The organism is Bradyrhizobium niftali (genome assembly GCF_004571025.1).
Taxonomy (GTDB): Bacteria; Pseudomonadota; Alphaproteobacteria; order Rhizobiales; family Xanthobacteraceae; genus Bradyrhizobium; species Bradyrhizobium niftali.
In genome coordinates this window covers 984889-1004048 of sequence record NZ_SPQT01000001.1, presented here as the reverse complement: position 1 = coordinate 1004048, position 19160 = coordinate 984889, and the positions used below count along the sequence as shown (strand labels likewise).

The 19160-nt window shown below is 59.7% G+C and carries 17 protein-coding genes and 4 pseudogenes; 3 read left to right on the top strand and 18 right to left on the bottom strand.

What is annotated here, in order from left to right:
• Positions 1-12: 12 nt before the first annotated feature.
• The 9 genes and pseudogenes from E4K65_RS04475 to E4K65_RS04440 all read right to left on the bottom strand — a co-directional run bounded on the left by E4K65_RS04475 (position 13) and on the right by E4K65_RS04440 (position 8787).
• Entirely contained in the window at positions 13-915 is a 903-nt protein-coding gene (locus tag E4K65_RS04475) for an intradiol ring-cleavage dioxygenase (protein ID WP_135173067.1), read from the bottom strand.
• A gap of 24 nt (positions 916-939) precedes the next feature.
• The gene (locus E4K65_RS04470) at positions 940-2064 is read right to left on the bottom strand and encodes a maleylacetate reductase (protein ID WP_135173066.1); all 1125 of its coding nucleotides are present in this window, start codon (positions 2062-2064) and stop codon (positions 940-942) included.
• Between the two features lie 168 nt (positions 2065-2232).
• Positions 2233-3120, bottom strand: coding sequence for a helix-turn-helix domain-containing protein (locus E4K65_RS04465; protein ID WP_135173065.1), 888 nt, complete (start codon positions 3118-3120; stop codon positions 2233-2235).
• A gap of 150 nt (positions 3121-3270) precedes the next feature.
• Positions 3271-3558: pseudogene (locus tag E4K65_RS49715) on the bottom strand (ABC transporter substrate-binding protein); the annotation flags it as partial.
• A 105-nt stretch (positions 3559-3663) separates the two neighbouring features.
• A pseudogene (locus tag E4K65_RS49710) lies at positions 3664-3798 on the bottom strand (GntR family transcriptional regulator); the annotation flags it as partial.
• Positions 3799-3910: 112 nt separating this feature from the next.
• Positions 3911-4612: an ABC transporter ATP-binding protein gene (locus tag E4K65_RS04455; protein ID WP_135173063.1), complete on the bottom strand. Its 702-nt coding sequence runs from the start codon at positions 4610-4612 to the stop codon at positions 3911-3913.
• A gap of 31 nt (positions 4613-4643) precedes the next feature.
• Complete coding sequence (locus tag E4K65_RS04450) at positions 4644-6407, bottom strand: branched-chain amino acid ABC transporter ATP-binding protein/permease (protein ID WP_135173062.1); 1764 nt, start codon at positions 6405-6407, stop codon at positions 4644-4646.
• A gap of 89 nt (positions 6408-6496) precedes the next feature.
• Positions 6497-7408 (bottom strand): branched-chain amino acid ABC transporter permease, encoded by a 912-nt coding sequence (locus E4K65_RS04445; RefSeq protein ID WP_135173061.1) that lies wholly within the window; start codon positions 7406-7408, stop codon positions 6497-6499.
• 14 nt (positions 7409-7422) lie between these two features.
• Positions 7423-8787, bottom strand: a complete 1365-nt coding sequence (locus tag E4K65_RS04440; protein WP_135173060.1) for an ABC transporter substrate-binding protein — start codon at positions 8785-8787, stop codon at positions 7423-7425.
• A gap of 411 nt (positions 8788-9198) precedes the next feature.
• Between E4K65_RS04440 and E4K65_RS04435 the strand changes: the two genes are divergently transcribed.
• The gene (locus E4K65_RS04435; protein WP_235885485.1) at positions 9199-10146 is read left to right on the top strand and encodes an amidohydrolase family protein; all 948 of its coding nucleotides are present in this window, start codon (positions 9199-9201) and stop codon (positions 10144-10146) included.
• 180 nt (positions 10147-10326) lie between these two features.
• On the opposite strand, the pseudogene E4K65_RS49965 reads toward E4K65_RS04435, so the two are convergent.
• Positions 10327-10530: pseudogene (locus E4K65_RS49965) on the bottom strand (hypothetical protein); the annotation flags it as partial.
• Between the two features lie 69 nt (positions 10531-10599).
• Between E4K65_RS49965 and E4K65_RS04425 the strand changes: the two are divergent.
• Together E4K65_RS04425 and E4K65_RS04420 are read left to right on the top strand one after the other, a co-directional pair.
• Complete coding sequence (locus E4K65_RS04425) at positions 10600-11055, top strand: hypothetical protein (RefSeq protein ID WP_135173058.1); 456 nt, start codon at positions 10600-10602, stop codon at positions 11053-11055.
• Positions 11056-11904, top strand: a complete 849-nt coding sequence (locus E4K65_RS04420) for an alpha/beta fold hydrolase (RefSeq protein ID WP_135173057.1) — start codon at positions 11056-11058, stop codon at positions 11902-11904. It begins immediately after the preceding gene.
• A 316-nt stretch (positions 11905-12220) separates the two neighbouring features.
• Here E4K65_RS04420 and E4K65_RS04410 read toward each other — a convergent pair whose 3' ends face one another.
• From E4K65_RS04410 to E4K65_RS04375, 8 genes and pseudogenes are all read right to left on the bottom strand, one after another.
• A complete protein-coding gene (locus E4K65_RS04410; RefSeq protein WP_135173055.1) occupies positions 12221-13456 on the bottom strand; it encodes an ABC transporter substrate-binding protein in 1236 nt (411 codons plus the stop codon).
• A 58-nt stretch (positions 13457-13514) separates the two neighbouring features.
• Positions 13515-13814 carry an SDR family NAD(P)-dependent oxidoreductase gene (locus E4K65_RS46915; RefSeq protein ID WP_135173054.1) on the bottom strand — a complete coding sequence of 100 codons (300 nt, stop codon included), beginning with the start codon at positions 13812-13814 and terminating at the stop codon, positions 13515-13517.
• A gap of 41 nt (positions 13815-13855) precedes the next feature.
• Positions 13856-13993 (bottom strand): annotated as a pseudogene (locus tag E4K65_RS49960) (SDR family NAD(P)-dependent oxidoreductase); the annotation flags it as partial.
• Positions 13986-14882 (bottom strand): SDR family oxidoreductase, encoded by an 897-nt coding sequence (locus E4K65_RS04395; RefSeq protein WP_167770511.1) that lies wholly within the window; start codon positions 14880-14882, stop codon positions 13986-13988. The gene E4K65_RS04395 and the pseudogene E4K65_RS49960, both read right to left, overlap by 8 nt.
• A 192-nt stretch (positions 14883-15074) precedes the next feature.
• Complete coding sequence (locus E4K65_RS04390; RefSeq protein ID WP_347340940.1) at positions 15075-15503, bottom strand: DUF1330 domain-containing protein; 429 nt, start codon at positions 15501-15503, stop codon at positions 15075-15077.
• On the bottom strand, positions 15481-16557 hold the full coding sequence (locus tag E4K65_RS04385; protein ID WP_135173052.1) for an alpha/beta hydrolase: 1077 nt from the start codon (positions 16555-16557) through the stop codon (positions 15481-15483). The genes E4K65_RS04390 and E4K65_RS04385 overlap by 23 nt, the downstream gene beginning before the upstream one ends.
• 18 nt (positions 16558-16575) lie before the next feature.
• The gene (locus E4K65_RS04380) at positions 16576-17826 is read right to left on the bottom strand and encodes an acyl-CoA dehydrogenase family protein (RefSeq protein WP_167770510.1); all 1251 of its coding nucleotides are present in this window, start codon (positions 17824-17826) and stop codon (positions 16576-16578) included.
• Between the two features lie 51 nt (positions 17827-17877).
• A complete protein-coding gene (locus tag E4K65_RS04375; protein WP_135173050.1) occupies positions 17878-19125 on the bottom strand; it encodes an MFS transporter in 1248 nt (415 codons plus the stop codon).
• Positions 19126-19160: the final 35 nt, after the last annotated feature.

Here is a 19160-nt window from a genome sequence, read left to right as displayed (position 1 = left end):
TGGCTGTGATCGTTATTCCGCGGCCATCATCGGCCGGGGCACCAGCCCTGCGCCGGGCTTCATCTGGAAGTCGTAGGTCATCAGGTACCACGGGCCGGAGACCCGCTCGCCGTTCGGCAATGCCGCTTCGTTGCTCGGCTCGACGCGCGCGATGAGCTCGTCCTTGACGCCGAACACCACGTCGCTGCGCAGATATTGGTCGCCGTCGAGGAAGACGTGGGTGATCAGCGGCTCGTAGCCTTCGGCCTTGACCAGGAAGTGCACATGCGCGGGGCGCATTGGATGACGCTGCGTGGCGGTGATGAGATCGCCGACCGGGCCGTCGGTCGGGATCGGATAGCTGCACGGCAAGATGGTGCGGAACGAGAAGCGGCCATCGGCATCGGTGACGAAACGTGCGCGCAGCGACGGACCGTGGGTCGCGTAATCGGCCTTCTGCGAATCGTAGAAGCCGTCGTCGTCGGCATGCCAGACGTCGATCTCGGCACCGGCGAGCGGCTTGCCGGCGAGGTCGGTGACGCGGCTCTGCACGAACATCACTTCACCGTCGATTCCCTCGGAGATATTGGCACCGTGCGGCGTAACGCGGTGCTCGCCGACATAGAACGGGCCGAGCACCGTGGTCTCGGTCGCGCCCTCGCGCTCGCGGTGATTGACGGCGTCGACCAGCATCGAGACGCCGAGCACGTCGGAGAGCAGGATGAACTCCTGGCGCAGCGGCGTGCAGGTCTGGCCGGTGCGGGTCAGGAACTCGATCGCCTGATTCCATTCCTCGAAGGTGAGTTCGGTGCGGCGCACCAGATCGTGCAGCGATTTCACCGTCTCCTCGATGAGGAACTTCAGCCGCTTGTTCGGCGTGTTGGCGAAGCTGCGAACCACCTCGTCAGTGAGGTTATGCTCATTGAAATTGGTCATCCTGTTGTCCTTGATCCCTGAGGTTCAGTCCTGCGCGGGCGCATCGCCGCGCCAAGCTGCCGCGATCAATTGCTCGATCGGCGCGTGATCAATCGGTCTGGGATTGGCATATGGCTTGCGCACCGCCATCTCCGCGGCGCGTACGATGCCGTCCTCGGGCATTCCGATGTCGGCGAGCGCGCATGGCAGCCCGAGCTGACGGGCAAGGTCAAACAGGCCCTGCGGAGCATTGGCGCTGTGCAGCGCCCGCGCGACGCGAGTCATGGCCTCAGGCGCGGCGGCGGCGTTGTAGGCGGCGGCGTGCGGCAGCACGATGGCGTGAGTTTCGGCATGGGGCAGGTTGAACATGCCGCCCAGCACGTGGCAGAGCTTGTGGTGCAGCGACATGCCGACCGCACCGAGGCAGATGCCGCAGAGCCAGGCGCCGTAGAGCGCATCGCGACGGGCTCCGGGATCGGCGGGCGCCACCATGATGCGCGGCAGCGCGCGGGCGAGCGCGACGATGCCATCTTCCGCCATCAGCGAGGTCAGAGGATTGGCGTTGGGCGCATAAAACGCCTCGACGGCGTGGGCGATCGCGTTCAGGCCGCTGGCGGCGGAGATGTGCGGCGGCAGGCTGAGGGTGAGATCGACGTCGTAGATGACGGTGTCCGGCACCAGATCCTGGGAATGCTGCGTGGTCTTGATGCCGTTGCTGGTCTCGCCAAGAATCGGCGTCATCTCGGAGCCGGCATAAGTGGTCGGCATCGCGATATGCGGCAACCCCGTGCGCAGCGAGAGCGCCTTGCCGAGCCCGACCGTCGAGCCGCCGCCGATCGCGACCAGCCCGTCGATGTCGCGGGACTCCACAACCCGAAGCGCTTCGTTGGTGACTTCAACCGGCGTATGCATGCGTGCGCCGGTAAACAGACCGGCGAGCCTGTCACTGAGGCCTGTGCCGAGCCGTCGCCCGAGGTCGTGCTGCTCGCTTGTGGTTAGCACCAGCGCCCGCTTGATGCCGAGGCGCTCTGCCTCCTCGCCGAGTCGCCCCGAGGTGCCGGCACCGAACAGGACGCGATATTGCTGCGAGCAATAGGCAAACGCGCCCTTCCCCGCATTACCGGCCGTCGCAACGGACGCGCCTCCGGCATCGGCCAACGCGATGCTCATGGCAATCCTCCCAAGCCGGCGAACCGGCGATCTCATGTCGTTGGGAGGAAGCTAGGGGCGCACTGGCGCGGCGGGCCTGCACGAAACCGAACAAAATCTGCACAAAACCGGAAAAATAATACAGGGCCGAGTCGGGCCTTCGACCACACCGGCCGCGATCAGCGGAACCTAGTGGCTGTGTCGGTACCTGCCGGGTGTAATGCCAGTAAAGCGGCGGAACATCCGCGTGAAATGCTCTTGATGGGAGAAGCCGCAAGCCAGCGCGATCTCAGCCAAACTCAGGGTCTCGTCGGCAAGCAGCGCCCTGGCGCGCTCTATGCGCAAATTGAGCACATATTGATATGGCGAGACGCCGCTGGTCGCCTTGAAAAGCCGCACGAAATACTCGGTGCTGCGGCCGCACAGCTCCGCCAGCTGGTCGAGCCGGATATCGCTATCGATATTGGCATCAACGAATTCGCGGATGCGTGCCATCTGCCTACCACTAAGCAAGTTCGGATGCTTGCCAGCTTCCGTGCTCGGCTTGTGGAAGTTGATCGCCACGAAACGGTTGGCGATCGCTTGCGCGATCGGATCGACGAAGAGCGACGAGGCCGGCAGACCACCGGTGATGGTGTCACCGATCGCCGCGGCAAGATGCTCCAACACAGCGTCCTGATCGCCGAGCATCGGCGCGAGGCCGCCGATCACGCCGGGCGACCCGTCAGAGCCGGCGAAAAGGTCGGAGCGCAGATAGATATGGGTGGATTCCAGCGGTTCGCGCAGGAGCACATTGCATGCATGGCCCGCCGGCAGGAAGAAAACGCCACCGCGCGGGATGTGCCGGGCAACCGACTTGCCGTCCATCACATACGTGATGTCGACCGGGCCGCCCCGATGTAACACCATCAGATTGTCTGACAGTGCGTGGAAGTGCCCCTCAAACGGCCGTTCGCGCTGGACCGAGGCAAACGCCGATGACCAGCCGAGCCCTTCGCTCGAGCCGCGGAATTCGGCCTGGAAGCGGTTCAGGATCCCGTGCGTCTCCTGCACCCCAAAATTCGACGTCGCCTGCATCCGACAGACCAAGGGCTCGAGGCTTCGGTGCCGCGGAGTAAATCCCAATAGCCTTCAATTTTCAATACGATCGCTCTCATCGTTGCTGCGGCGCAATGGCAACACCCGCGGACCAACCCGCCTCGACATCATTGGGGGTCGATATCGACGCTACTTGGTCGAGAGCACCTCGCCGAACCGCTCCCACTGCTTGCCGGTGAAGCGCATGAACTGCAGCTGCTCGACCGGCAGATGGTCACTCTCGCCGGTATTGACCTTGATGCCGGGCAACAGCATCGGCAATTCCAGATCTTTGATCGACAGCGCCTGCCGCAGGATGTTCTCGCGACTGAGGTCGTTGCCCGCCGCCTTAAACACGTGCTCCAGCGCCATACCGTTGTTGTAACTGTTGACGTAGTAGGAATCGCGGACGTCTCCGTCAGGCACATATTTGGCCATGTTCGCCGCGCGCGTGACCGCCTCACCCTCAAGCAAAAGGCGGATTGCACGAATTTCCAAGAATTGATCGGCACTCAAGACAGGTATGGCGATGGTTCGCGAGGGGCGTATCTCAAGAGCACGCTCCGCCACTAAGCGCCGCATGGCGTCGCGGACCGGCATCAAACTGGTACCAAGCGCCTCGGCAACAGATCGAAGCTTTAATTCCGAGCCAGCTTGACGGCACCGTTCATAATCGATTTCTTCAGTTCACGGTACACGATCATTCGGCGTCTCCCGCCCCACCGCTGAGATCGCAGCGGCAATTTCAGCGTTTGAACTGTCGCGTGCCATGGTTATCTGAGCGCAAGTGTTAAAACAGTTCCCACCACTTTTCTCGTCCGCGATTCTCGAGCTCGCGGGCTGATTCTTCGAGGATAATCCTTCCTGACCGTAAGACGTAAACACGATCGGCGACGCTAAGCGCGATGGCGATATTCTGCTCAACCAGCACGATCGAAGTCCCTTCGCTTGCGAGCCCGCGAACCCGAGCCATAATCTGCTCTGCGATCGCAGGCGAAAGGCCGAGGGACGGCTCATCGAGCAGGAGAAGGCGGGGGCGGTGCATCAGCACCATCGCCAGGCTCACCATTCGCTGCTGTCCGCCGCTGAGAGACCCGGCGAGTTGATGCGCGCGCTCGCTCAGAATTGGAAAATCATCATATGCTTCCTCCAAGCGCTGTTCCCGCAAGACACCCTCAAGGCCGCGCCCACTCAGCCGGAGATTTTCGAGGACCGTCAGGTCGGGAAAGACGAATCTCTCGGATGGAATCATGCCCATACCCAACGCGACGGCCTCGCTTGCCGCATGCCGATCATCGAGGGACTTTCCGTCGAAATAAAGCGAGCCGCTCCAGACCGGCTGTAGTCCGTAAATAGTCTGGAGCAGCGTCGTCTTTCCCGCACCGTTGTGGCCGAGGATGGCAACCGCCTCGCCCTTCTTCACGTTCAGGCCGACATCATCGAGCACGCGCTTCTTGCCAAAGCCCGTGCTGATGCCCTTGACGAGAAGCATCGGCTCGGAATCCTTCGCGACCGATCCGGCATCAGACGGTGCCAAAATAGACCTCCGCAAGTCGCGGGTCGGAGGTCAACTCCCTGATCGTCCCCTTGGCTGTGATGTGACCGAGCTCCATGAAGAAGACCGTATCAGCCAGCTGCTCCACCACGTGCAGACTGTGCTCGACAATACAGATGGTCTTGCCCCGATCGCGCGCATAGACCACTAGTTCGAGAAGCTTATCGACCCAGCGGGCGTCGACGCCGGAGGCGGGCTCATCGAGGAGAAGCACATCGGCATCCGTCGCCATTAGCCGGGCGAAGGACACGAGCTTTTGCTGGCCATAGGAGAGCGCCCCGGCGGCCGTGCCGGCGACGTCAGCGAGACCTACCAGCCGCAGATGCTCCATGGCGCCGTCGCGCTCCGAGCGCTCGGCCCGCGCGGCACGACGCGGATGCAGGAAGAGATCGCTGAGCTTCTCGCCACCGCTCCCTCCCTCGATCCCGCGCATGGCAAGCATGACGTTCTCCAGAGCACTCATGCGGGCGAAGAGGCGAACGTCCTGGAACGTGCGGGCCATCCCTTTTCTGGCGACCGCATCGGGACCAAGCCCACACAATTCCTCGCCGTTCAGCTTTATGCTGCCGCTGTCGGCTCCGAAGGCGCCCGTCAAAAGGTTGAATACCGTCGTCTTGCCTGCTCCATTTGGCCCGACCAGTGCCGCGATTTTTCCGGTTTCCAGGTCGAGGCTGAGGTCGCGGCAGGCGACAATACCGCCAAACTGCTTGCTCAGACCGCGCACTTCGAGGATGGGGCCAGCGCCAGTCGGCGGCTGAAGTTGCGACGGGCGCGATGTACCAATGTTCACCGCTTTCGTCGCCGCCGCAGAGCGCACCGAAGGAGGCGCCACGCGTTCTGCAGCGCGTGCCGGAAGCAGCGATACCCCCTCCGGCAGCAAGCCTTGCGGGCGGACGCGCACCAGGATCGCCAAGCCGATGCCGTAGATCACTAGCTGGATCAGGAAGGCGTTGCCAGGCTCCAACTTGACCACGTTTTCGAGAATGGGTTGAAGGAGCTGGACGACAGCGGTTCCCAGGATCGATCCGACGAAGTTGCCGAGGCCGCCAAAGATCGTCATGGCGAAAATCTTGAGCGACACATCCAATCCATAAACACTTGGCGAGACGATCTGGTTGTAAAAAAAGAGGAGTACACCCGCCAGTCCGGCGAAAGCCGATGTGACGGAGAATACGATTACCTTGAATATGTACACGTTGTGTCCGAGCGCACGGGTTGCCACCTCATCGTCGCGGATGCCGCGCAGGACGCGTCCCCATGCCGATTGCCCCATGCGCCAGCAAACAAAGAAAGTCGGCGCCGCGAATCCTATCAGCGGCAAGGTCCATTGGATTGGGAATAGAAGCGGACCGCCGGGGATCGGCCACAAGTCGGCCGGCCTGCTGGCGGTGATTCCGTAAGCGCCGCCGAGTTCGGCAACCGCACCGACGATAGCAAGGACAATTGCTGAAACGGCGATGGTCAGGAGAACAAGATATTCGGGCCGCAATCTCAACGCGGGCAGGCTCATGAGGAGCCCAATCAGTCCCGCGCCAAACGTGCCGGCGGCAAGGCCAGGCCAAAAGCTGAAGCCTGCATTGGCCTGCAAATATGCCGCCGCATAGCCACCTATCGCTCCGAACGCCGCATGCGCCACCGATACCTGGCCGGCGTATCCGATCAGCAGATTTAGCGAGATCGTGAAGATGCTGAAGATCAGGACAACGTTGAATATGTCGATCCAGTAGTCCATGCCCGCTCTAGACCTCAACCCGGCCGCACAGGATGAAATAAATTTTTCCAGGCCACGTGCCGCGCTCTTTGAAGTTCATCCTGCACCTACTAGCCGCGCAAACGCGCACCGAGCGACAGCCACCGGCGCAGGCCTGAGATTTCGGTTGGTTGAAGCGAGAGATAAATGAAGAGCACCGAAAAGACGACCAGCGCCGACCACTGCGGCGATACCCACAGACCGCTCAAGCTCTCGACCAGTCCGATGAACAATCCGGCAAGGCCAACCGTGAGGGGCGAACTGCGCGTTCCTCCCAGAAATGCGACGACGAAGGCAAAGACAACCGGACGGTCGCCCATATTGGGAACCACCGCGAAGCGAGCGCCGTTGAGGATGCCGGCGACGCCGGACAGGAACGAGCCAATGGCAAATACGACGAGATACAGCCTGTCAGGTTTGAGCCCGATGATCCGCGCCAGGAACGGATTGCCGCGCACAGCTTTGATGGAACGCCCGAGATCGGTGAAGTTGAGGGCGACGGTCAGCAATCCGATCAGCAGCCAGGATGCGAAGACGATGAAGAGGTCGAGGTTGGTGAATGTCACCCCTGCGACGTCGAAAGGCCGCACCTCAAACAGATAAATTGACCGGCTGAACGCGGTCCACATCAACGTGATTAGGTTGACCCCGGCAATCGTTATGCCGAGCGCTGAAATGAAAACGGTCAGAAGCGCCAAGGCTCCTGAAGAAAGCGCAAGCGGACCATAGACCCACCGCTCCAATGCCACTCCGAGCGCCATCGCTGCGAGGAGACCGGCTCCCGCAGCCAGAGGCGGCCAGACGCTCAACGAGCTTTCCAGCACCGACATTATGTAGGCTGCGAGTACGAATGTGAGCGCGTAGGCGTAGTGAAAACGCCCTACCACACCGAGGATAAGACCGAAGCCGACGCCCAGCAGCGCATAGAAGCTGCCGTTGATGGCGCCGGCTACGGCAAGTTGTGCGATCTGCTCAAACTGCACGGGTTACGCGGACCTTACTTGACCAGCCTAAAGTTGGCGCCGCCCAGATCGAAATACGCCAGCGGAACCGGATCGCCCTTGTTGGCCCGATAGACTCCGAGCGGCCGTGAAGTGACCGAGTGCGTCTTGGTATCGAGGGTGATGACGCCCGGCTCGGCCGCCTTGCCCCCGTAGATGCTCTTGAACTTTGGATCGTCTACCAACGCCTGCTGGAGCTGCTCGCCGCTGTTCACGTCGCCACCTTTGGCGATGACCCGCCGAATGAGATCCCAGATGGCGAACGTGTCTTCGTAATAGTTTGCCGCATACATCTCCGGCTTGAGGTTGAACTGCTTGGTGTAGCTGTCGATGAACAACTTTGCCCAATCGTTGGTGGGCTTGTTGGCGTCGAACCAGTCGGTGGCGAAAATCATCTCGTCATAAACCGGACCGGCAACCTGCGCTGCGTCGGAGACGTATTCCGCCACGATTGTCGGTTTCGTGAGACCGGCGTTGGCATACTGCTTCATGAAGTAACCGGGATCGACGCCGATCAGGAACAGGAAGACGGCGTCGGGATTGGTTGCCTTCAGCCGCGCAATCGTCGCCGAATAGTCGGTCGCACCGATCGGCGTGACTTCCGTGCTGGCGAGTTCATGGCCGGTTGCCTCAAGCGTCTTCTTGAAGTTATTCGTGACGATTTCGTTGATCGGCCCCTGGTCGATGAAGGCCATCGACACGCGTTTGATCGACGGATCAGTCTCCTTCCAGTACTTTAGCGCACCGACAAAGTCGTCATCCGGCTCGATGGCGCGCATACCCCAGAAGTAGCGCTTGCCTTGGCCGAAATCGCTGGTTCCGCCGCCACCGTCCAGCGCGAAAATCTTGTACTGCTCAAGGCCAGGGAACATCGACCCGATGACGCCGACATAAGAGGTGAGCGCGGCGGGCACCCGGGCAATGCCTAGTTCCCTCGCAGCGCGTGCGCCAGCCTGCGCATCGGCGGATTTGTGGTCCTTGAAGATTAGTTCGATGTCGGGCCCGCCCGCCGCCTTTATCTGCTCGACCGCGAGCTTGGCGCCGTTGCCCTGGATGCGACCGTAATAGGAACCCGGACCTGTCAGCGCCAGGACAATGCCGAGCTGGAATTTGAGTCCCGTACCAAGCGCCTTCGCATCGAGGCCCTCTATCCCGAGAAGCTTCTTGATTTGGTCCGGGGTCGCGGAATCCTGTGCCAAGACAGGTCCACTAGCCACAAGCGACCCAAAACAGGCCGCGACCATCAGTTTGATCGCGCCGCGGCAGAAGGCGTCGAAGCCGTTATTGGTAAATTGCATCACATCCTCCCACAAGGCCGTTTTTACGTTTATGCGGTGCCTCGTCGGGGCGGTGGGGTACACCCTCGCCTCAAGAGCCTCCGTTACATTCGCGCTGGACACTGAGCTGCAATTTGTGATCAAAGATCATTTATTACGACTAGTAAGTCAAGGGACAAGAGGCAGGCGCCGTTAATTGGTCGCGCAGGAGCAAGGACCGTGACCATTCATAGGGGGTTCGTCCATGCATCGCGCTGGACGGTTCGAAGAAATTGAGGGACCGGCGCTCTTCTTTTCCCCCAGGCCGCGAGCTTCGTTACCGGGGCGCAATACACATTGACGGCGGCCAGTTACTCGGTCGCGGCGACGAGGAGAGAGGACATGACCGGAAAAATAAGCGTCAAGATCGGTGAAACAGAAACCGAAAAGCAGATTCTATTCGCCGTCAACGAAGACTGGCTTGCGCTCCGGCGAGAAGAACCGATCGAACCGGAAATGCCGATCACCGACCCACATCACCATCTCTGGGATCGGGGATCGCGGTACCTTCTCGAAGAGCTGAAGGCCGATATCGACGGAAGCGGCCACAACGTCATTGCCACCGGTTTCGTCCAGTGCGACTCCATGTATCGCGCCGATGGCGACCCGAAATTTGCACCGATCGGCGAGACCGAATTCGTCAACGGCATAGCCGCCATGAGCGCCAGTGGTCTCTATGGCCCGGCGCGACTGTGCGCCAGCATCGTGAGCTATGCCGATCTCTTTCTAGGGCCGGAAGTCGACGCGGTGCTGGAAGCGCATCTGAATGCGGGCGGCGACCGCTTCAAGGGCGTCCGCCAGTGCTCCGTCTGGGATGCGGACAGCACGATAAAGTCGACACCGATGGATTTTCCGAAAGGCCTCCTGCTCGATGCCAAATTCCGCAGCGGCTTTGCGCGTCTTCAACGCTACGGCCTTTCTTTCGATTCATGGATCTATCACCATCAGATCCCGGAACTGGCCGATCTTGCGCAAAAGTTTCCCGACACAACTGTCGTGATCGACCATATCGGCGCACCGCTTGGAATCGGTGCCTACGCCTTCCGGCGCGACGACGTGTTTGCCGAATGGCGCAAAAACATCCAGGAGCTGGGTAAAAATCCCAACGCCTACGTCAAACTTGGCGGCATGGGGATGCATGTCTTCGGGTACGATTTCGAGAAGCGCAGCGCGCCGCCCGGCTCGCAAGAGCTGGCCGAAATCTGGCGGCCCTATGTCGAGACGTGTATTGAGGCCTTTGGGCCCGAACGCGCGATGTTCGAAAGCAATTTCCCGGTCGACAAGCGCTACTACAGCTACGGCGTGATGTGGAATGCCTTCAAGCGGCTTGCTGCCGGATACAGCCAGAGCGAGAAAGAAGCGCTGTTCCGAGGCTCGGCGCGACGTGCCTATCGTTTGAACTAGATAGTCCCGTCGCGCCATCGTGCATCACTCGCCGACCCTTGAGACGCTTGGACATGTAGGGCGGATGGAAGACCTCCAGGCCGTAGGCGTGCTCAAGCGGGAATTTGAGTATCGCGACATCAGCGGGGCTGTGCTCGCCAAGATCGACTAGACACTCTCCGGGGAAAAGGAAATACCCGTTTAACCTCCATCTCGGCCAGGATCGGCTTGCGGAGGTGATCCTTTCTCACCTGCAACGGTTGCCCCTATCGCGTCGTCGCCGGGGCTGCGCTCGTGGCGGTCGAGCTCGCCGTCATCCGGAACGAAGGTTACCCCCTGCTCCGCTTCCAAAACCGTAACCGGCACGCCGTGCTTCGCCAAAATAAGGGCCAAGGTCAGTCCAACCGGACCTGCGCCGCTACAGTAACCCTGTCATTGCTCATTGAGATTTCCATTCTCGCCGCTTGACTAGATATGATCTTTGATCACAATATTGATGGTGTCGAGCCTCAAGACGGGAAAAGAAGCGTGGCGAAAGGCTGGCCGGAATTAATGCGCGGGATTGACGCAGCTGCCTTCGTTGCGGAGGTCAACGCCGATCCTGAGTTCCGCCTCGCAGCACGCTACTGGAACGCGAAGGTCGGGTTAAATTTCCCACCCGACAACCTGGTCTTGGCGTTCGAGAATGGCGCATTGATCGAAGCAGGCCCAGGCGACACAGCCACTGCCGACATTCGACTGACCGCCCCGGAGGGCAGCTGGTTGGAATTCCTCAAGCCGGTCCCATTACCATTTCATCACGGCATGCTGCCGGCGATCGTAAGGCAGGGCTTTGCGCTCGATGGCGATGTTGTTCTTTGGACGACCTATTACGGCGCGCTCTCCCGTGTCTTTGCGATTATGAAGACACTCGTAAATGGACAGGGATAGATGGCTCGATTTGACAAGGCCGTCGGCCGATACGTTTACCTGACCGTGGAAGGGGTCGATTATCGCGTATATTTCGAAGAAAGCGGCAGCGGAATCCCCCTCCTGTTGCAGCACACTGCCGGGGTCGACGCGCGCCAATGGCGGTTCTTTCTTGAAGACGAAGAGATTACGAGAAATTTTCGGTTGATTGCCTACGATCTGCCATTTCATGGCAAGTCCTTGCCACCTTCGTCCGAGCGGTGGTGGGAGCAGGAGTATCGGTTGACCGAAAGCTTCCTAAAAGAATTCATCCTGCGCCTTTCCGCGGCGCTCGAACTCGACCGGCCGGTCTTTCTGGGCGTCTCGCTTGGGGGCTACATTGCCACTGACCTTGCGCTCACCCACGCGGACGCCTTTCGGGCAATTATCGGCTGCGAGGTCTCAGCCGAATTGCACGGACTCGACAATCCGCTGTTCCTTCATCCGCAAATCAGCGACGCAGCGAAGGCCGCGCAGATGTATGATGCTATGGGCCCGGAAAGCCCAGAAGCGTGCAAGCGAGAGTCGACGTGGCTCTTCTCTCAAGCCGCTCCGCCGGTCATGTTGGGAGACCTGTACTACGTCTGTAATGAACATGACCTGACGGAAACAGCGCACAAAATTCGCACCGATCGGACGCCGCTCTACTTGCTAAACGGCGAGTATGACTTCGTTATGCCGCCGTCCCACGGTAAGGCACTCTCTGACCGGATCAAAGGGGCACGTTTTTCGTCTATGGCCGGTCTAGGCCACTTCCCAATGATTGAGAATCCACCACTCTTCCGGCGCCATGTCATGCCGATACTGGAAGAGATACGACGACTATTCTAGGAATAGGAGCGCTCGTAATGCCACCGTCGATGATGATGGCCACATCCGGCAAGTAAGGAGCGGAATCACCTGGCGGGTCCATCACTCGACGGTAGCCGCTTAAGCAGCTTGGGCTATAAAACCTCTTGGACGCCTGAACGCGTCCTTCGCACCGAACTTCGAAGCGCCCGAGGCGACGAACAGCTGGGGCACCTTCTTGCCCTGGATATTTTGGGCGGCAAGGAGCTGCTGTATTGCCTCAAGGGGTCGGGATGATCGATTCTCGAAAGAAAGCAATGCGCTTTCTTCCAGAACTCGCCCTGCACCGCGAAGACGATCAATCCTCAGGCGCGGCATTCATGAGCTCACCGAAGAGCACGAATGACGACTTGCCGTCAAACCGCTGAAGCTGGAGCGTCTTGATCGGATAGGGCGATTTCGCGCTGGTCTGCATCATCACGCCCGGGAGCAGCATCGGAATGCGGACGTTCATGTTCAGCGCCTGCGCCATCAAGTTCTCGCGCGTCAGATTGTCTCCACACTGCTCAATGACTTTCTCGAGCGATTCGGCCAGCAGATAGCCGACCAGATTGAAAATGTCGTTGACGTTCGCGCCGGGACGATACTTCGTCAGGAAAGCCGTGTATTCGAGCAGGTCGGGATCGTTGGCCCATTGAGGATCGCTGGGATCCTTGAAGAAGGTTGAGGAGATGATGCCGGCCGCCTTCTCTACGCCGGCAGGAACCATCACGGTTGCAACGGAAGCCGACGTATAGCTGAGGAGTTGAAGTGGATGCCAGCCGGTGTCGTAGGCGATCCGGATGGATTGAGCGGCGAACTTCGGCGTCGAGGCATTGATAAAGACATCGGCGCCGCTTTCCTTGAGAATGGCGACTTGCGAGTCGATGGTCGGCGCCGTGATATCATAGCTCTGCTTGGCCACGATCATCGTCTTGGCTTTCTCGCCGAGCTCATATTCGATACCCTTGACGTAGGCTTTGCCTAGGTCGTCGCTCTGATAAAGGATCGCGATCTTTGCATTCGGCTTCTGCTGTAAGACGTATCGCGCATAGATGCGCGCTTCGCCCTCGTATGTCGGCTGCCAGCCGATCGTCCAGGGATACTTACCGAGATCTCCCATGGCGGCGAGGCCATTAATCGCGAAGATTGTCGGAATCTTCTTCGCATTGAGATAGGGCCGGATTGCCATGTTGGCTGGCGTGCCATGCGAGGCTCCGATGAACAGGACCTCGTCGTTTTCGACGAGACGCCGCGCCTGTTCCATCGCCTTGGACGGACTGTAGCCGTCGTCCAGCGAGATGAAGTTCAGCTTGCGGCCGCGAATTCCACCATGATCGTTGATCATCTTGAAGTAGGCCGACAACGTCATGCCCTGCACCGAGAAGATCGATGCCGGGCCGCTGTAGGGCATATTCTGTCCGAATTTGATCTCGGTATCGGATGCGCCGGGACCGTATTGCGACCCGGCCGCAGCTCCTCCGACTAGTGCAAGCAGGATGACCCCGCTGCTGAGCGCGCTCTTCACCTGCAGGCTGAGACTGTTGATGTTCATGTCACTTCTCCCTAAACGCTTTTCTTAAATAGCGAACGCCCGATGCTCGGGCTGACACTCAGCGATGCCTCATTCCGAGACTTCCCCCGCCGTCAATCGAAATCTGCACGCCTGTGACGAAGCCGGATGCTGGCGACGCCAGAAAGAGTGCAAGACCTTTCAGATCCTCCGTGGTCCCGATTCGGCCGATCGGTATCGCGGCGGCCATCGATGTCTGTACTCCCGCCTGTTTGAGCCAGCCGCCTCCGATGTTGGTGACAATGAATCCGGGCGCGATCGCATTGACGCGAATATTGTACGGCGCAAGCTCGAGAGCGACGTTGCGCACCAGATGCGCAGCACCGGCCTTTGCGGCCATGTAACCGCGCCGGTCATTCCTTCGTTCAAATACGCAGCAACCGACGTCGTGACAACGATACTGCCGCCTTTGCCCCGCTTCATGTGACGTGCAGATGCCCGGATCGTCGCAAAGATGCCATTGAGGTTCACGTCGATGTTTCGGTTCCACCGCTCGTCCTCGTAGTAAGTTCTAACCAATGCTTGCAGCCAAGCGCTTGGCCTCCGTCGTCGCTTGCCGGCGCATCGCTTCGAACTGTTGCCGTTTCGGATCGACGTCTCGATCGGCGGGGAACGACTGAAGTATCTCTCCAAATGACTCTGCGACTTCCTCTTTGAATTCGCCGTGCGGAAGAATGTATGGCTCGTTCCCGACGATTCCTTCGACCACCCGTTCGCCTACGGCGAGAGGATCCATCCCGGCTTCCAACGGCGAACCGCCGGCCGCGAACGGGCCGCCCCCCGGTTGAGCAGAACCGAACGTGTTGAGGTGAAGCGTCGTGTCAACGAGATTGCTGCGAACCAGGCCGGGGCAAAGGAGCGAAACGCCAATGTTGTGCGGTCCGAGCGCCATTCGCAACGACTCCGTCAGGCCGCGCACCGCGAATTTGGATGTCGAGTAGATGCCGCCGGGATTTGGAAGAGCGAGAATGCCGGCCATCGAGGAAGTGTTGACGATGTGACCACCTTCTCCATGCGCCCGAATTCGGGGAACGAACGTCGCGACGCCGTTGACGACACCCCCGACGTTGATGTTCATCACAAAATCCCAATCCGCAAAGCTCGCGTCTTCCATAGCCACCATGCTCGATACGCCTGCATTGTTGCAGAGTATGTGGACCTTGCCGAATACCTTCTCGGTCTCCGTCGCGGCCCGTGCCATTGACTCGCGTTCGGTAACGTCCAGACGGATCAGATGGTAGTTCTTGTTGGAGCGATCGAGGGCGGAAGCCGCCGCATCGAGATGCGATTGACGGACGTCCGCGATAACGACCTTCACCCCATGTTGCAGGAACGCGCGGGCCATTCCGAACCCGATCCCACTCGCGCCTCCCGTGATGAACGCGACCTTATCTTCGATATCTTTCATTTGATGGTGCTCCTGATCCTTGCGCGCGCCCCTTGACTTCATCGCGCCTCCTCGAGCATGAGCGAGAAGGTGGAGTGAAAGCCCCGCCGCTAGGGCTACGGATACTGACCGGCATACTGTGGAACGAATTAGCGTCTCCACCTCCGGCTAGGCTCTTAATCGTAAGTTGCCAGACCCCGCCGCGGATCGCTGTTATTCCTCGTGGCCCTCGATCATGACGAAATCGGAGGTGCTGGCTTCGTCCCGAATCTTGGCCGCCGCCTGATACTCGGGTGAGTCGTAGCAGGCCTTGGCTATTGCGTAGCTTTCGAACTCGATGACGACGTGGCGACGACCTTGAAGTGCGTCGCCGTGCACTTCGCATGCACCGTTTCGGACAAGGAACCGCGCCCCGTACTTCTTCAATGGCACGGCGTTGGCCGCCATGTAGTCCTTGTAGCGCTCCGGGCTCGTGACGTTGATGTGACCAACCCAATATCCCTTCTTCGCCATCTCGCACTCCTCTTGCGCTAACGGTCTGCCGACAAACCAGACCACCTCACTCGCACCTTTCAGCCGCTGTTTCACCACAAAGTGCAGCGGCGCGAAAAATCGAATTTTATGTTGGTCGTGACCCCACATATGCCGAGATCCACCTTTCCAGAAAGGCAGCAATGTCATCGCTGTTCCTTTCTTGCATCATCAGGTGGCCGTTGCCGCGCAGGCCATGGTCCTCAAGCCGCAGATGGACGGCTCGCACGCCTGCCTGAACGAGATAATCGACGGTGCCGTGGTCGTGCATGGACCAGGCCGACGCCTCCGATGTCACGACAGCAACGGGTATCGATGCCAAGTTGGGAAGACGCCTCGCCGGCTCTTTCTGAACGAAGCAGTCCGCCAGCCCCGGCTTCCGAGCCTTGCGGATTTCGCGCCGCAGTTCAGTTGGGCCTTTGAGGGGCGGATCGAACGTCATCGGGATCGCAGTGAGCCCGTAAGAGAGGTCGCCGAGCCCCATTGGCAATTGGGCGAAAGGCGGCCCCATCGGCTCAACCGCGACAATGCCTTTCACCAGGTGCGGTCGACTATCTGCCACGAGCCAGCCGAAGGGCGCCCCCATGGAATGGGTGAGCAGGATCGCTGAACCGATACGATCCAGCAATTCGGCTCCGGCTCGCTGCATCAGCTGTTGCGTCTGTGCCAAAGAAACAAGGAATGGACCTTGGGTCGCCATGAATTGGTCCAGAACTGGATCGCCGACGGCGCCGGAACCGGGCCACTGATTGTGCTTTTGCGCGTTCGGCCAGCCGTTCGGCTGCTTGCCGGGCGCGGTGAACAGCGTCATGGCAAATTCGTATGTCAGCGGAGGCGTCATGGGACCCAGAGCCTCCGGATGCAGGGGCGAGCGACCATGCCCTGGGCGATCGACGACATAGACCGCGTACCCCTGTTTCAGAAAGTAAGTGGCCCATCCAGGCCGTCCATCGGGAGTACCGAGAAAATCCGTTCCCTGCCCCCCACCTCCGTGCACCATCACGATGGGATATGGATGCCGGATGTGCTCCGGGATCTGATACTGTACGAACATCTGGCCCGCAGCGATGGTGCCATTCGGTGTCTGCTGCCGGACCAAACCGGTCCAAAAGGATCCCTGGTCTGCCAGCACCAACGGAGCAGGTTTCGCTTTAGTTTGGGTCACGTCCCCCTCCGACTTTCTTCAGAGATCCAGAAAACCGGTCGGCAGCCCAAGATTGCTACGACCAATGTACTTCGCGAATGTCATGTATTGGGAAGAGATGTGTCCTCGATACATCTGGGCGTCGCCAAAGTATCGAAGCATCCTTGAGCCCTTCCGCGCCGCGGTCGACCCGGCGGTCTGAAACAAGAGCTCAATGGCTTCACAGGCAAGGCGTGCGCCGGTCTGCAGCATTCCCCACAGTCGCAAGTTTTCTTCCACGGATGCTTGCAAGCCCGTCTTCGCCCACCGCTGGCAGTAGTCCATGTGCTTACGCAAACCCTGCAGCAGCACGCCTTCGGCCGCGTCGGTCAACGCTATGGCGCGGCCATAGTTGACCTGGAAATCAGTCTCGAAGGCGCGCTTGATGAAAGGTGGAACAAACGTGTTTTGCGAGAGTAGGATATCGCGATACTCATCGATCGCCGCGCGCGCGGCACCGACGATAGGCGATGTCAGAGACGCGTGATAGGGACCCATGAGAACCCCGAGATACATGGGGTTGCCATGCAATCGCGTTCCCGGTGTGCCGTCGGAGAGATCCTGCTTTGCACCCAGCGCGTCGAAGAACGCCGTCATGTGCTCGGGCACGAAGACATTCTCCAGCTTGACGCTATTCGAGCCGGACCCGCGCATGCCCAAGGTGCGGTCTCCACCCCAATCGCCCAGAATTGTGTATTGCCCCTGCGGCACGACGAAGTTCAGGATTCGTGGCGGGAACGAAGTGTGAAGCAACGTTGCGCCGAGGAAGTGCGTGCTGTGCGGTATTCCCGACGCATACGGCCACACACCATTGATGATATAGCCGCCCTCGACCGGCAGGCACGTGCCCCCGGGGGCAGCCCGGTGCGGTGACGCGAAATGTCCGGACGAACCGAAGATTTCGATCTGTGCAGCTTCCGACCAGTGCGAGGCTATGACGGGCGCATGAGAAGCGGCCAACGTCAAGCACCACCCCGCGGACGGATGACCGCGCGATATCTCCACCATGACGCGGAAAAATGTTTCGTAATCGAACTCGTAGCCACCAAACATCTTGGGCTGCAAGATCCGATAGAATCCAGCATCGATGAACTTCTGCTGGATTGCGTCCGAATAATGTCCCCGCTCATCGGTTTCGTCCTGCGATTCCCGCAGCAGCGTTCTCATCGAGGCGGCGCGCTCCACCAGATCCTGCGGAGTGAGGTGAGGTTCCGGTACCGGCAGGCTCTTGGGCATGGCCTGAACGTTCATTTTCAATCTCCTGATATTTTCACTGAGCGCGCCGTAACCGGCGATAGGCATTTATGCCGGCGAACTCACAATCATTCTTTTGTGGCGCTCGAGCACCCGCGGCGCGGTCTCGTCCAGCATCAGGCAAAGCAAGCCTGCACAGATACAAAGCGTAGCGGCGATCCACATCGAGCTGGACGGACCGAACACGTCGGAAGCGATCCCGGCGAGGGCCGGGCCAGCGAAGCCGCCCGCGAGCTCGCCAACCCCCATGATGAAGCCAAGCGCAGTAGCAACATGGGTCCGCGGGATTGTCTCGGACGGCACAGTGGCCATGAACAACGAGAAGCTGCCAATCGCCAGATTGCCGACCCCCATGAGCAACACCATCAAAGGCAAAGGTCCGTCGAACATTACGGTTGTCAACGGAGCAATCACGGCAACGAAGCCTGACAGGATGAGAATCGGACGGCGGCCAAAGCGATCCGACAGCGCCGGTACGATGATTGAAGACGCGGCCGTTGCGATACCAGTCGCGGCCACGGCAACGCTCATCGCGCTGGGCGACAAACCGCGAACCTGCACCAGGTAGATCGGAAGGAACGTTATCTGAATCAGGAGCCACGACACCATCAGGCAGCTCACGATCGCGCAAACCCAGATATTGCGATGTTTCAGCATCGTCAAAAGCGGAATCGTGTTGCGCGCTGCCGCAGCCGATATCGGAGCGGCACCCGACGAGGGTTCACGGATAAATGCGACAATCAGGGCCGCCACCACAAAGCCGGGCACTGCCGCAATGTAGAAAGCACTTCTCCAGCCGTAGATCTGCCCAATTGCCACGAGCACCAGAGGAGCGGCAAAATTACTTAGGAGCGCGCTGAAGAAATTCTGCAAAACGCCCATGTTGAAGCCGCGGCGGTGCTCCGACGATTCCGCAGCCATGATCGATTGCGCGATCGGAAGTACAGGTCCTTCCGCAAATCCCATAACGAGGCGCGCGGCAAGCAACGTCAGAAACGAATTGGCGAGACCGGATCCTACCGAGCAGATCGAGAAGATCACTATCGCGCAGACAAGGAGTGTTTTACGATTTTGAAAATAGTCCGAAAGAGTGCCAACGGCATAGCCGGCGATTGCCCAGGTCAGCGCCAGACCACCCGCGAGGGCACCCAGCTGAGTGTTATTCAGCTGCAGCTCAGGCACCAGAAATGGAGATAGAAAGTTCAGCGCCAGACGGTCGAAAAATACGAATCCAAACGCGGCTCCCATCAAGACGACAACGAGATTTTCATAACTAAAGATGCGATTCTTGTTCATGATTCCTCCCTAGTGTTTCCCGTTCCGGTTGTTTA

Excerpts from the sequence above, each read along its gene's own strand:
- E4K65_RS04425 (WP_135173058.1), top strand. The coding sequence starts at position 10,600 with ATGATCTTTGATCACAATATTGATGGTGTCGAGCCTCAAGACGGGAAA.
- E4K65_RS04420 (WP_135173057.1), top strand. The coding sequence starts at position 11,056 with ATGGCTCGATTTGACAAGGCCGTCGGCCGATACGTTTACCTGACCGTG.
- E4K65_RS04435 (WP_235885485.1), top strand. The coding sequence starts at position 9,199 with ATGCCGATCACCGACCCACATCACCATCTCTGGGATCGGGGATCGCGG.
- E4K65_RS04470 (WP_135173066.1), bottom strand. The coding sequence starts at position 2,064 with ATGAGCATCGCGTTGGCCGATGCCGGAGGCGCGTCCGTTGCGACGGCC.
- E4K65_RS04380 (WP_167770510.1), bottom strand. The coding sequence starts at position 17,826 with ATGAACGTTCAGGCCATGCCCAAGAGCCTGCCGGTACCGGAACCTCAC.
- E4K65_RS04455 (WP_135173063.1), bottom strand. The coding sequence starts at position 4,612 with ATGCTTCTCGTCAAGGGCATCAGCACGGGCTTTGGCAAGAAGCGCGTG.
- E4K65_RS04465 (WP_135173065.1), bottom strand. The coding sequence starts at position 3,120 with ATGCAGGCGACGTCGAATTTTGGGGTGCAGGAGACGCACGGGATCCTG.
- E4K65_RS04410 (WP_135173055.1), bottom strand. The coding sequence starts at position 13,456 with ATGAACATCAACAGTCTCAGCCTGCAGGTGAAGAGCGCGCTCAGCAGC.
- E4K65_RS04450 (WP_135173062.1), bottom strand. The coding sequence starts at position 6,407 with ATGGACTACTGGATCGACATATTCAACGTTGTCCTGATCTTCAGCATC.
- E4K65_RS04475 (WP_135173067.1), bottom strand. The coding sequence starts at position 915 with ATGACCAATTTCAATGAGCATAACCTCACTGACGAGGTGGTTCGCAGC.
- E4K65_RS04390 (WP_347340940.1), bottom strand. The coding sequence starts at position 15,503 with ATGTGGGGTCACGACCAACATAAAATTCGATTTTTCGCGCCGCTGCAC.
- E4K65_RS04375 (WP_135173050.1), bottom strand. The coding sequence starts at position 19,125 with ATGAACAAGAATCGCATCTTTAGTTATGAAAATCTCGTTGTCGTCTTG.
- E4K65_RS04395 (WP_167770511.1), bottom strand. The coding sequence starts at position 14,882 with ATGAAAGATATCGAAGATAAGGTCGCGTTCATCACGGGAGGCGCGAGT.
- E4K65_RS46915 (WP_135173054.1), bottom strand. The coding sequence starts at position 13,814 with ATGGCCGCAAAGGCCGGTGCTGCGCATCTGGTGCGCAACGTCGCTCTC.